We start from the raw sequence: 12,552 nt of genomic DNA, 5'->3' as shown, positions 1-12,552 counted from the left end.
TGCCAGTGCGGCAACTGCAGATCCTCGGCGCACTGCCGCAACGTGGCCGCCGGCTGCGCCATGCGTGGCTGATCTCGGCGGATTCTCAGACGGGTGTGACGAGCGTGCCCGTCTTGAGAAAGCTGTCCAGGTTGCGCAGGGTGAGCGCTTCCATCGCGGCGCGGGTCTGCACGGTCCCGCTGGCCACGTGCGGTAGCAGCACCACGTTGTCCAGCCCGAACAGTTCCTCGGGCACCTGCGGCTCGTCAGCGAAGACGTCCAGACCGGCGCCGGCGAGCCGGCCCTGCACCAGCGCCGCGACCAGTGCCTCCTGATCGACGACGCTGCCGCGCGCGATGTTGATGAGATAGCCCTGCGGACCGAGCGCGTCGAGCACCTCGCTGCTCACCAGCCCCCGAGTGCCCGCACCACCCGCGGCCGCGACGATCAGCACGTCAACCCGCGAGGCCAGCTCTGCCGGTGACGCCGCGTAGGTGTACGGCGAATCCGTCACCTCGTGCCGGTTGTGGTAGCTGATGGTGCAGCCGAAAGCGCTGAGCCGCACCGCGATTGCGGTGCCGATCCGGCCGAGACCGATGATGCCGACGTCGGTGTTGCTGACCTGACGGGTCAACGGGTACATGCCGTCGACGGGCCAGCGGCCGGCCCGCACGTAGCGATCGGCCGCCGAGAACTGGCGCAACGTGTCGATCATCAGACCGACGGCGGTGTCGGCGACGCAGTCGGTCAGCACGTCGGGGGTGTTGCTCACCCCGATGCCGCGGGTGGCCGCGGCGTCGACGTCGGTGGTGTCGTAGCCGACGCCGAAGTTGATCACCGCGCCCAGATTGGGGAGTGCGTCCATCAGCACCGCGTCCACACCGGTGCGTCCCGACGTCACGACCGCGGTGATCTCGGCGCCGTGTTCGGCGAGGAACGCCGTCCGCTCGGCCGGCTCGATGGGCAGGCGGCGGGCCGCGTAGTCGTCGGCGAGTGTGCGCGCCAGCGACGGCATCAACGGCCCGACCTGCAACACGGAGCGGTTCTGTGCGGTGCTCATAGTGGTTTTCACGGTACGGCGAGCTGCGGATACCGGTCCACGTCCAAATTGGCATGGACTTATGCCCAAAGCGCATGCGTGCGCCGAGGGCTCGCGGCTCCGTGCATCACACGCCGCTCCCGCGGCGACAATCTGCAGCTCAGAGCGTATTTCCCGAGGTGCTGTGCGGATGCCCGGTGACCCCGCTGACCCGAAAAAGGGCCGTTTGAGCGGGGTTGACGCTGTTTTCCCGGCGCTCCTACGGTGTGGTTGCCATCACAGCCCGCATCTACATACGTGGACGTCACTATCCCCGGCCCGGGAGGATCGATGAACCCCAGCACCGTGTTCGAGCCCCGGCGGCAGGTCGCCGTGCTGGCCCTCGCGGCGGCCACCGTCGCGGCCGGCGGCTGCACCGTCGCCAACTCCGGCGGCGGCGGGTACGACCCCGAGACCCTGCGCATCGTGCTCCAGCAGGAACCCCCGACGCTGGAGCCCTGCGAGAGCTCACTGACCTCGACCGGCATCGTGGTCCGCTCCAACATCACCGAGCCCCTGCTCGAGCGCGATGCCAGCACCGGCGATCTGCGTCCGCTGCTGGCCACCGAATGGCAGCAGACCAGCCCCACCGAATGGACGTTCACCCTGCGCGACGGGGTGACCTTCTCCGACGGCGCCTCGTTCACCTCCGAGGACGCCGCGTTCTCGATCGACCGGGCGGTCAACTCCGATCTGCAGTGCAACGTCGACGGCTACGTCTTCGGTGACGAGGAGCTGAGCCTGCGCACCCCCGACCCCACCACCGTCGTGGTCGGCACCACCGAGCCCGATCCGATTCTGCCGCTGCGTATCTCGTTCATCGAGATGGTGCCGCGCACCACCAGCACCGTCGAAAAGGTCCGCGAACCCATCGGCACCGGGCCCTACGCGATCGAGCGCTGGGAGTACGGCCAGAAGCTCACCCTGGCCCGCAACCCGGGCTACTGGGGCAGCCCACCCGCCTTCGCCAAGGCCGAATACCAGTGGCGCAGTGAGGGAAGCGTGCGGGCGGCGATGATCACCAACGACGAGGCCGACATCGCGGTCGGCCTGGGCCCCGAAGACGGTGCCGGCGATCTCGGAGTGCCGTTCCAGAACAACGAGACCACCGCGCTGCGCATGCAGGCCACCGAACCGCCACTCGACGACATCCGGGTGCGCCAGGCGATCAACTACGCGGTCAACCGCACCGGCATCGTCACGGCGCTGTTCCGCGACCTCGGCCAGCCCGCCGCGCAACTCATCCCCTCCGGCGTCGTCGGATACAACGACGAGCTGCAGCTGTGGCCCCACGACCTGGACAAGGCCAGGGCGCTGATCGACGAGGCCCGGGCCGACGGGGTGCCCGTCGACCGCCGGATCCGGCTGATCGGGCGCACGGCGCAGTTCCCGAAGATCACCGAGACCATCGAGGTGCTGCAGAGTGAGTTCACCGAGATCGGGCTCAACGTCTCGATCGAGATGATGGACACCGCATCGCAATTGGAGTACCAGTTGCGGCCGTTCCCTCCGGACACCGGCCCGTATCTGCTGATGATCATGCACGGCAACCAGGCCGGCGACGCCGCGTTCACCCTCGACCAGTACATGCTGTCCGACGGCCCGCAGGCCGCTTACGGCACACCGGAATTCGACGCCAAGATCCGGGCGGCCGAGGCGCTGACCGGTCAGGCCCGCCAGGACGCGTTCGCCACGCTGTTCGCCGAGGAACCGCAGGAGATCACACAGATGGCCTGTATCGCCCACATGAAGGGGATCCTCGGCAAGTCCCCGCGCATCGACTACACCCCCAATCCGGCGACCGGCGACGAAATGCTGCTGGCCGCAATGACTCCGGTCGGCACCGACCGCACCGACCAGTCCTGACTCCGACGTTCAAGAAGGGCCGCCCTCATGTTCTCCTTCGTCCGGCGCCGGATGTACACCAGCGCACTGCCGTTGATCATCGTGTTGCTCGGCGTGTTCCTGCTCGCCCGGCTCACCGGTGACCCCACCAACCTGTACCTGCCCGAATCCGCGACGCAGGAACAGCGCGAGGCGTTCGCGGCCGCCAACGGGTTCAACGATCCGCTGATCACCCAGCTGGCTGACTACTTCTCCGGCGTCATCCACCTCGACTTCGGCTCCTCGCTGCGCACCGGCGAGTCCGCAGCCGAGATGGCGCTGCGCGCGTTCCCGGCGACCCTGCAGCTCGCACTGACCACGATGCTGCTCGCGATCGTCGGCGCCATCGTGATCGGCTGCTGGGCCGCCTACCGCCCGAACTCGCTCGCCGACCGGTTCTCGTCGCTGCTGTCGATGACGGCCGCGAGCATCCCCGACTTCTGGTTCGCCATCACCGGGGTGTGGTTGTTCGCGGTGCTGCTCGGCTGGCTGCCCACCTCGGGCACCGACGCCGGCATGCTGTCGTGGATTCTGCCGATCGCGACGCTGATGATCCGTCCGCTGGGCGTGCTGACCCAAGTCGTGCGCGGCGCAATGGTTTCCGCGCTGTCGGCGCCATACGTGCGGTTGGCGCGCAGCAAGGGTGCCGGCGACTTCCGGGTGGTCACCCATCACGCGCTGCGCAACGCCGCGGCACCCGCACTGACCGTCGCCGGCGACCTGGCGGTCGGCCTGATCAACGGCGCGGTCGTCGTCGAGGCCATCTTCGGCTGGCCCGGCATCGGCAAGCTGATGATCGACGCGATCCTGCAACGCGACTTCGCGGTGCTGCAGGCCGCCGTCCTGCTCACCGCGGTCAGCATCTTCCTGCTCAACATCGTCATCGACGCCTGCTACGCGCTGCTCGACGCGCGGGTGCGCGAGCCCGCCCGAGTCTGAGACGGCATAGGAGACCCCACCATGACTCAGATCGACCTTGTCCCGGTCAAGCCGACCACCGCGATCCTCGGCGCGGACGACACGGAAACCTCCCGCAAGCGGGGCGGATCCCCGTGGTTGCGGCTGCTGGTCCACGACCGCGTCGCCGCCGCCGCGGCCTGCATCCTCGGATTGGTGTTCCTCACCGCGATCTTCGGGCCGATGCTCGTCGGCGACCTGGCGACGAAGATCGACCTGGACAACTCCAACCAGCCCCCGTTCACGCTGACACACGGCTGGGCGAATGTCCTTGGCACCGACCCGCTGGGCCGCAGCATGCTCGCCCGCCTGATCGTGGCCTGCCAGACCACGCTGTCGGTGGCCGTTCCCGCGGTGATCATCTCGGCGGTCGTGGGTTCGGCGATCGGCATGTGGGCCGGCTACTACCGAGGCTGGCGGGAGACACTGGCGATGCGCGTGGCCGACGTGATCATGAGCTTCCCGTCGCTGCTGCTCGCCGTCGTCGTGCTCTATGTGTTCTCCCCCAGCGCCGCGAACATCGTGCTGGTGCTGGCGATCACCCGCATCCCGGTCTATCTGCGCACCGCCCGCGCCGAATCGGCCGAGTTGCAGAGTCGGGTGTTCGTCGACGCCGCGCGCACCTTCGGCGCCGGCGCCAACTCGATCATCTGGCGCCACGTGCTTCCGATCGTCCTGCCGACACTGTTGACGGTCGCGACGTTGGACTTCTGCTACGTGATGCTGGCGGAAAGCTCCTTGAGTTTCTTGGGCATCGGCATCCAGCCGCCCGACGTCAGTTGGGGTCTGATGGTCTCGCAGGGCCGCACCTATCTGCACAGCGCGTGGTGGCTGTCCTTCTTCCCCGGCCTGGCCATCGTGATCACCACGGTGTCGGCGACGATCCTTGCCGCGTGGGCCCGGATCGCGACCGACCCCGCCCAGCGGTGGCGGCTGACCGTCCCGCAGAAGCGTCTGAGCACGTTCACCAAAACCGGAAAGCGCCTGCCATGAAAGGTCCGAGCATGACCGCACTCGTTGATCGCGACGTTCCCGCGGACTCCGTGGACGCCACACCCGTGCTCGACGTCGAGGGCCTGACCGTCGAGGTGCGCACCATCACCGGAACGCTGCGCGCCGTCGACGGCGTCTCCTTTCAGGCCCGCCGCGGTGAAACCCTGGCGCTGCTGGGGGAATCCGGCTGCGGCAAGTCCATGACGGCCACCGCGCTGGTCGGGCTGCTCGAGCCCGTCGCCGACATCGTCAGTGGCACAGCCAGGCTCGCGGACGTCGACCTGCTCAGCGCCGGCCGCAAGAAGCGCCGCGAGATGGCCGGCACCGAGCTGGCGATCGTGTTCCAGGACGCGCTCACCGCGCTCAACCCGCTCTATACCGTGGGAACCCAACTGGCCGAGCCGTTCCGGATTCACCACGGCCTCGGCGCCAAGGAAGCCAAAGGCAAGGCCGTCGAACTGATGGCGCGCGTCGGGATCCCCCAACCCGAAACCCGGCTCAACTCCTACCCGCATCAGTTCTCCGGCGGCATGCGGCAGCGCCTGCTCATCGCGATGGCGGTGGCGCTGAACCCGAGCGTGCTGATCGCCGACGAACCCACCACCGCACTCGACGTGACGGTGCAGGCGCAGATCATGGCGCTGCTGCGGGATCTGCGCACCGAGTACCGCATGGCCGTCGTGCTGATCACCCACGACCTCGCGCTGGTCGCCGAGGAAGCCGACCGCGTGGCGATCATGTACGCCGGCAACATCATCGAGACCGGCACCGTGGCCGAGGTTTTCGCCGACCCCAAGCATCCCTACACCAAGGGCCTGCTGAACTCCGTGCCCGTCGACGCCCGTCGCGGTGACGCGCTCAAATCCATCGGAGGCACCCCGCCGGACCTGCACTCCATCCCTGAGGGTTGCGTCTACCAGGCCCGCTGCCCGCTGTCCGCCGACGTGTGCCGCACCACCCGCCCGGCGCTGACGGGCGTGGGTGCAGATCGCAAAGCCGCCTGTCACTTCCCGGAAGAGGTCTGCAATGTCTGAGATTCCCGACACCTTGCTCGAGGTCCGCGACGTCCGCAAGAGCTTCCGCGTGCCGCACGCCGGTAAGAACAAGCTGTGCGCGCTCGACGGCGTCACCTTGGACCTGCGGCGCGGCGAGACACTCGGGCTGGTCGGCGAGTCCGGTTGCGGAAAGTCCACGCTGGCGCGCACTTTGCTGATGCTTGAGCGTCCTGATGAGGGCAGCGTGCGGTTCGACGGGGTCGACCCGTTCAGCCTCAAGGGCGCCGACCTGCTCACGTTCCGCCGCCGCGTGCAGATGGTGTTCCAGGATCCCTACGCGTCGCTGAACTCCCGGATGTCGGCCGCCGAGATCATCGCCGAGCCGTGGCTCAGCCACAAGGGCATCATCAAGAATCGCCAGGACCGCGACATGCGGGTCCGGGGTCTGCTCGATCTGGTCGGCCTGGGCGCCAAGGCGGCGGACAAGTACCCGCAGGAGTTCTCCGGAGGCCAGCGTCAGCGCATCGGCATCGCCCGCGCCCTGGCCCTGAACCCAGACGTGATCATCTGCGACGAGCCGGTTTCCGCGCTCGACCTGTCGGTGCAGGCGCAGGTGCTCAACCTGCTCAACGACCTGCAGGAGCAGCTGCAGATCTCCTACATCTTCATCTCGCACGACCTGTCGGTGGTGCGCCATGTCGCCGACCGGGTCGCGGTGATGTACCTGGGCCGGATCATCGAGAACGGGCCCACCGAGGCGGTCTTCGAGCGGTCCAACCATCCCTACACCGCCGCACTGATGTCGGCGGCGCCGACGCTGGACGGCACCCGGCGCAGACAGCGGATCCTGCTCCAGGGCGAGGTGCCTTCCCCGATCAACCCGCCGTCGGGTTGCCGGTTCCGGACTCGCTGCTGGAAGGCCACCGACGTGTGCGCGACGGCGACGCCCGCCGCCGCTGTGGACACCGGTGTCCCCGGCCACAGCGCGCTGTGCCACCACCCGCTGCCGCTGGAAGGGAGTGCCCGTGAAACCGTACCGGCATGAGTGTCACGGCCTATTGCGTTCTCGCGACGGCGATCCTGCTTGCCTCTGCGCTGCAGGCGTCGATCGGATTCGGCATCGGGATGTTCGCCGCTCCGGTCGTCGCGCTGGTGGACCCGGCGCTGATTCCCGCCACACTGATCATGGTGGCGACGCTCGTCACGCTGATCGTCGTGGTGCGCGAACGGGAGTCGATCGACCTGCGGGGCACGGGCTGGGCGCTGGTCGGCCGGGTTCCGGGGACCGTCGCTGGGGCGCTGCTGCTTGCTGCGCTTCCGCACCGCGCGTTGTCGATCCTGCTCGCCGGCGTGGTGTTGGGCGGCGTGGTCCTGACCAGCAGCGGGTGGATCCCCTCGCCGCGGAGGCGCAATGTCGTGGCCGCCGGTGCGGCGTCCGGACTGCTCGGTACCGCGACCGCGATCGGTGGTCCGCCGATGGCGCTGGTGTGGCAACGCAGCAGCGGCGCGCAGCTGCGCGGCACGATGAGCGGCTTCTTCCTGGTCGGTTCGCTGCTGTCGCTGGGGATGCTGGGGTTCACCGGCGCGGTCGACCACCGCACCTGGTGGGGCTTCGCGGTGATGGCGCCCGCCGCGGTGGCCGGTTACCTACTTTCCACCGTCATGAACCGGCATCTGAATCCGCAGCGGTTGCGCTGGTTGGCGATCGGGGTGTCGGCGACGGGCGCCGTGGTGCTGATCGCGCGGGAGCTGCTCTCGATGTGAGGGGTGCGGCGTGACCGAACCCGACCTGTCGGTGCGCAAGGTCAAGTCCGCGGTCCGCACGGTGGAACTGCTCGAGTACCTGGCCGCCCGGCCCGATGAGCCGGCGCGGCTGCGCGAGATCAGCGACACACTGGGTATGCCCCGCAGCAGCGCCCACGCGTTGCTACGCACCCTGGTCCGCGAAGGCTGGGTGCGCTCAGATCCCACGGGAACGCTGTACGGCATCGGGATTCGCGCTCTGCTGGTGGGCACCAGTTACCTTGACAGCGACCCGTACCTGCCGTTGATCATCCCGTTCCTCGACGAGCTGCGCGCCGAGTTGGACGAGACGTTCCACCTCGGTCGCCTCGACGGCACGGACATCGTGTACCTGGCGACCCGCGAATCCACCAAGTACACCCGCACATCCAGCCGCGTGGGCAGGAGGCTGCCGGCCTACGCCACGTCGCCCGGTAAGGCGTTGCTGGCCGAACGATTCGGCGCCCGGCGTGACGAGCATGTCCCGTCCACCCTGAAAAGCCTGACACCGCGCACCATCACCGACCGCTCGCTTCTCGACGATGTCCTCGACGAGGTCAGGATCCGGGGCTACGCGTGTGATGACGAGGAGAACACCGTAGGCCTACGTTGTTTCGCGGTGCCGTTGCGCTACTGCAAGCCCGCCCAGGACGCCATCAGCGCGTCGGTGCCGGTGGGACGGCTCGACCCGCAACGTGAACGTGACATCGTCGACGCGCTGCGCACCATGGGAGACAAGGTGTCTCGCGTGGTGCGCCCGTTGGCCAACGGCGACAAGTGGTTCGCGTCATGACAATCGGAGGAAACGCATGAGCACACCCGTCGTCACCGACGTCACCGTCATCCCCATCGCGGGTCATGACAGCATGCTGCTGAACCTGTCCGGCGCCCATGGACCGTTCTTCACGCGAAACCTGGTGATCATCCAAGACTCGTCGGGGAACACCGGTGTCGGCGAGGTGCCGGGCGGCGAAGCGATCCGCGCCACCCTGGAGGAGGCGCGCGCGATCGTCACCGGCCGCCGCATCGGGGACTACCATGCCGTGCTCGGTGACATCCGCCGGGTGTTCGCCGATCGTGACGCCGGCGGCCGCGGCGCCCAGACGTTCGACCTGCGCGTCACCGTGCACGCCGTCACCGCAGTGGAATCCGCGCTGCTGGACCTGCTGGGTCAACACTTGGAGGTCCCGGTGGCCGCGCTGCTCGGCGACGGGCAGCAGCGTGAGCGGGTGCAGGCGCTGGGCTACCTGTTCTTCGTCGGTGACCGCACCCGGACCGACCTGGCCTACCGCTCCCCCGCCGATGAGGCGCCCGACGCGGACGAGTGGTTCACCGTCCGCCACGAGGAGGCACTGACCCCGGAGGCGGTGGTGCGGCTTGCCGAGGCCGCCCACACCCGATACGGTTTCGCCGACTTCAAGCTCAAGGGCGGTGTGCTGCCCGCGCCCGAGGAGGCCAAGGCCGTCATCGCACTCGCCGAGCGTTTCCCGGACGCCCGGATCACGCTGGACCCCAACGGTGGATGGCTGCTCACCGATGCGATCAGAACCTGCCGTGAGCTGACAGACGTGCTGGCCTACGCCGAGGATCCGGTGGGGCCCGAGGGCGGATTCTCCGGGCGCGAGGTGATGGCGGAGTTCAAGCGGGCGACCGGGCTGCCGACCGCGACCAACATGATCGCCACGGACTGGCGGGAGATGGGTCACGCCATCCGTTCCGGGGCCGTGGACATTCCGCTGGCCGATCCGCACTTCTGGACGATGGCGGGGTCGGTGCGCGTCGCGCAGCTCTGCGATGCCTGGGGACTGACGTGGGGTTCGCACTCCAACAACCACTTTGACGTGTCGTTGGCGATGTTCACCCACGTCGCCGCTGCCGCGCCCGGTGACATCACCGCGATCGACACGCACTGGATCTGGCAGGATGGCCAGGCGATCACCACCGACCCGTACCGCATCGTCGACGGCTACCTGACCGTGCCGGACGCTGCGGGCCTGGGCGTGCGGCTCGATGAGGCCGCGGTGGCTGCGGCCCATGAGCTGTATCGACGCGAAGGTTTGGGTGGCCGGGACGACGCGGTCGCGATGCAGTACCTGATACCCGGGTGGACGTTCGACGCCAAGCGGCCCGCGCTGGACCGGGACTGACGTGAACATCGTTGTCGCGGACCCCAACCTGGTACCGCATCGCGAACGCCTCGAAACGGCGGTGCCGTCGGGGTCCGAGGTGCACTGGCACATCGGTGGCGTGCCGGATCAAGCGCTGCGCGACGTCGAGGTGTTCATCGGTTCGCGATTCACCGCAGACATGGCCGCGATGGCCAAGACCCTGCGGCTGGTGCACCCCGCGGCCGCGGGGACCGACAAGATCGATCTGGCTGCACTGCCCTCGGACATACTGGTGGCCAATACTTTCCACCACGAGCGGTCTATCGCCGAGTACGTGGCGGGCGCTGCGGTGATGCTGCGTCGCGGATTCCTCGCCCAGGATGCGCAGCTGCGGCGGGGTGTCTGGGCTACCTCGGTGTACGACCGGTCGATTCCGCAACCCACCACACTGAGCGGCGCCCGCATCGGGTTCGTGGGCTTCGGGCACATCGGGCGGTACTCGTGGAAACTGCTGCGCGCGTTCGGATGTACGGCTGCGGCAGTGACCGGTTCAGGCCGCGTCGCCGATGAGTGCGGGCTGGACTGGGTGGGCGACACCGGCCAGTTGCATCGGCTGCTGCGCGACTGCGACGTTGCCGTGGTGTCAGCGCCGCTGAACCGTCACACCGAGGGCATGATCGGCGCGGGCGAACTGGAGGCGCTCGGCCCGGACGGGGCATTGATCAACGTGGGCCGCGGCGCGCTGGTCCAGGAGCGGGCACTGTACGACGCGCTGACCGGCGGCGCCATCAAGGGTGCGGCCATCGACGTCTGGTACCGGTATCCAGCCGACGGATCAGGTTGCCCGCCAAGCGTTCTCCCGTTCGGTGAGCTGTCCAATATTCTGATGACGCCGCATTCTTCGGGTGTCACCACCGACACGTTCACCGGCCGCGTCGATGACGTCGCCGCCAACATCGGGCGGCTGCAGCGTGGCGAACCGCTGCACAACCTCATCCCCCACTGACCGCCGAGATTGCGTCCAGCGTGGGATTTTCCCGACTTGACGCGCGTGGAATGCGATTTCGGCGAACTAGCCCGGATTTTTCGCGGAAGTTTGCGTTCGATGGGGTGTAGATACGCGAAAGTGCCTGTCCTGCAAGGAATAATTGGACTTCTCTAGGGTTCAATCGTTCCAGCGGGAAGGCACCTCGCAGGTGAAGAATATCGCGGCCGCATCGAGGGTCAAAGTGTCCGCCGACGGCCAGGGCGTCGTGTCGCATGCCGGGATGGCGATGTTGCGGGAACTCGCCGACCGAACCGGGCTATCGACGCAGGTCACTGCCGCGTTGGCCGACACCTACCGCGGCCCGTGGGTGTACGCGCCCGGCGAGGTGTTCGCCGATCTGGCCGCCGCGGTCGCCGACGGCGCAGACTGCATCGACGCCGTGGGCCAACTCTGCGGCGACCGTGAACACGCCTTCGGCGCGAAAGCCTCCACGACCACCATGTGGCGGCTGGTGGATCAGCGCATCGACGCCGCCCACCTGCCTGCCGTGCGAGCAGCCCGGTCCGCGGCGCGAGCAGCAGCGTGGGCTGCCGGCGCCGCCCCAACTGCCGGCGAGTGGCTGCACATCGACATCGACGCCACCCTGGTCATCGATCACTCCGACAACAAGCACGGCGCCACGCCGACGTGGAAGAAGACCTTCGGCCATCACCCGCTGCTGGCGTTTCTGGATCGCTCCGAGATCGCCGGCGGCGAAGCCCTGGCCGGGCTGCTGCGCACCGGCAACGCCGGCTCCAACACCGCCTCCGACCACATCATCGTCCTGGCGCAGGCGCTGGCAGCGTTGCCGCCACGATGGCGACCCGACCCCAGTGCTGGCGATGATCCCGACCAGCCGAGAGTTCTGGTGCGCTGCGACACCGCCGGAGCCACCCACAAATTCGCCGACGCCTGCCGCGATCAGGGTGGGATTCTCCTTCGGCTATCCCGTCGATACCCGCGTCCAAGATGCCGTCGACACCCTCAACCTCGCCGACGGCTGGTACCCAGCAGTCGACACCGAAGGCGGGATCCGCGACGGCGCCTGGGTCGCCGAGGCCACCACCTTGGTCAACCTGGACTCCTGGCCGCCTGGGACACGGTTGATCCTGCGTAAAGAACGCCCCCACCCCGGTGCACAACTGCGGTTCACCGACGCCGACGGCATGCGCGTCACCGCGTTCATCACCGACACCGAACCCGGCATTGTCCCTGGACAGGTCGCGGGCCTGGAGTTACGGCATCGCCAACATGCTCGCGTCGAGGACCGCATCCGCGATCTCAAAGCCGCCGGACTGCGGAATCTGCCGTGCCACGGTTTCTGGCCCAACGCCGCCTGGCTCGAAATCGTCCTGGCCGCAGCCGACCTGGTCACCTGGTGCCGACTTCTGGGATTCCGTGAGCACACCGGTCTGGCTCGCGCCGAGATCGCCACCTTCCGCTACCGGGTCCTGCACGTGGCCGCCCGGATCACCCGCGGCGCCCGCCGAACCCGACTACGTATCGACGCCACCTGGCGCTGGGCCGCCCAGATCGCGGCCGCCTGGCAAGCCATCCGCACCGCCTTCCGATGACCGAAGCCCCCTGACCCACCGACCACGAAAGACCCACCGGCACTGGGAAAGCCCGCACCACCCGGCGACACGGGACCACCCCGCCATACCCAGAACCACACAACCGGATTCGCGACGCAATCGCATCTCAACGCACGACTGCCATCACCCTCGACGAAAAATCCGGGCTAGTGCC

At 68.2% G+C, this 12,552-nt stretch carries 10 protein-coding genes and 1 pseudogene; 10 read left to right on the top strand and 1 reads right to left on the bottom strand.

All coding sequences use genetic code 11. The features are described from left to right. Positions 1–85: 85 nt before the first annotated feature. Positions 86–1,039: a 2-hydroxyacid dehydrogenase gene (locus KXD97_RS12000; RefSeq protein ID WP_260756993.1), complete on the bottom strand. Its 954-nt coding sequence runs from the start codon at positions 1,037–1,039 to the stop codon at positions 86–88. A gap of 309 nt (positions 1,040–1,348) precedes the next feature. Here KXD97_RS12000 and KXD97_RS11995 point away from each other — a divergent pair, with 309 nt between their 5' ends. The 10 genes and pseudogenes from KXD97_RS11995 to KXD97_RS11950 all read left to right on the top strand — a co-directional run bounded on the left by KXD97_RS11995 (position 1,349) and on the right by KXD97_RS11950 (position 12,377). Further along, positions 1,349–2,923: an ABC transporter substrate-binding protein gene (locus KXD97_RS11995; protein WP_260756992.1), complete on the top strand. Its 1,575-nt coding sequence runs from the start codon at positions 1,349–1,351 to the stop codon at positions 2,921–2,923. Between the two features lie 27 nt (positions 2,924–2,950). Continuing rightward, positions 2,951–3,880: an ABC transporter permease gene (locus KXD97_RS11990; protein ID WP_260756991.1), complete on the top strand. Its 930-nt coding sequence runs from the start codon at positions 2,951–2,953 to the stop codon at positions 3,878–3,880. A 21-nt stretch (positions 3,881–3,901) separates the two neighbouring features. Further along, entirely contained in the window at positions 3,902–4,891 is a 990-nt protein-coding gene (locus tag KXD97_RS11985) for an ABC transporter permease (protein ID WP_260756990.1), read from the top strand. An 11-nt stretch (positions 4,892–4,902) separates the two neighbouring features. Continuing rightward, the gene (locus KXD97_RS11980) at positions 4,903–5,925 is read left to right on the top strand and encodes an ABC transporter ATP-binding protein (RefSeq protein ID WP_260756989.1); all 1,023 of its coding nucleotides are present in this window, start codon (positions 4,903–4,905) and stop codon (positions 5,923–5,925) included. Beyond that, the gene (locus KXD97_RS11975) at positions 5,918–6,931 is read left to right on the top strand and encodes an ABC transporter ATP-binding protein (RefSeq protein WP_396885075.1); all 1,014 of its coding nucleotides are present in this window, start codon (positions 5,918–5,920) and stop codon (positions 6,929–6,931) included. Before KXD97_RS11980 ends, KXD97_RS11975 begins: the two co-directional genes overlap by 8 nt. Further along, positions 6,928–7,650: a sulfite exporter TauE/SafE family protein gene (locus KXD97_RS11970; protein ID WP_260756988.1), complete on the top strand. Its 723-nt coding sequence runs from the start codon at positions 6,928–6,930 to the stop codon at positions 7,648–7,650. Before KXD97_RS11975 ends, KXD97_RS11970 begins: the two co-directional genes overlap by 4 nt. 10 nt (positions 7,651–7,660) lie before the next feature. Further along, positions 7,661–8,461 carry an IclR family transcriptional regulator gene (locus KXD97_RS11965; protein ID WP_260756987.1) on the top strand — a complete coding sequence of 267 codons (801 nt, stop codon included), beginning with the start codon at positions 7,661–7,663 and terminating at the stop codon, positions 8,459–8,461. Positions 8,462–8,477: 16 nt separating this feature from the next. Beyond that, entirely contained in the window at positions 8,478–9,815 is a 1,338-nt protein-coding gene (locus KXD97_RS11960; RefSeq protein ID WP_260756985.1) for an enolase C-terminal domain-like protein, read from the top strand. Between the two features lies 1 nt (position 9,816). Further along, on the top strand, positions 9,817–10,782 hold the full coding sequence (locus KXD97_RS11955) for a 2-hydroxyacid dehydrogenase (protein WP_260756984.1): 966 nt from the start codon (positions 9,817–9,819) through the stop codon (positions 10,780–10,782). Between the two features lie 190 nt (positions 10,783–10,972). Next, positions 10,973–12,377: pseudogene (locus tag KXD97_RS11950) on the top strand (IS1380 family transposase). Positions 12,378–12,552 lie beyond the last annotated feature (175 nt).

Origin of the sequence: Mycobacterium sp. SMC-8 (assembly GCF_025263565.1) — a bacterium.
In the GTDB taxonomy this organism is placed as follows: domain Bacteria; phylum Actinomycetota; class Actinomycetes; order Mycobacteriales; family Mycobacteriaceae; genus Mycobacterium.
The sequence above is the reverse complement of the archived record's forward strand: the minus strand, read 5'-3'. Positions and strand labels throughout refer to the sequence as shown.

Bases quoted from the DNA above. Each gene is read 5' to 3' on its own strand.
- KXD97_RS11975 (WP_396885075.1), top strand. From the start codon at position 5,918: ATGTCTGAGATTCCCGACACCTTGCTCGAGGTCCGCGACGTCCGCAAG.
- KXD97_RS11995 (WP_260756992.1), top strand. From the start codon at position 1,349: ATGAACCCCAGCACCGTGTTCGAGCCCCGGCGGCAGGTCGCCGTGCTG.
- KXD97_RS12000 (WP_260756993.1), bottom strand. From the start codon at position 1,039: ATGAGCACCGCACAGAACCGCTCCGTGTTGCAGGTCGGGCCGTTGATG.
- KXD97_RS11980 (WP_260756989.1), top strand. From the start codon at position 4,903: ATGACCGCACTCGTTGATCGCGACGTTCCCGCGGACTCCGTGGACGCC.
- KXD97_RS11970 (WP_260756988.1), top strand. From the start codon at position 6,928: ATGAGTGTCACGGCCTATTGCGTTCTCGCGACGGCGATCCTGCTTGCC.
- KXD97_RS11990 (WP_260756991.1), top strand. From the start codon at position 2,951: ATGTTCTCCTTCGTCCGGCGCCGGATGTACACCAGCGCACTGCCGTTG.
- KXD97_RS11985 (WP_260756990.1), top strand. From the start codon at position 3,902: ATGACTCAGATCGACCTTGTCCCGGTCAAGCCGACCACCGCGATCCTC.
- KXD97_RS11960 (WP_260756985.1), top strand. From the start codon at position 8,478: ATGAGCACACCCGTCGTCACCGACGTCACCGTCATCCCCATCGCGGGT.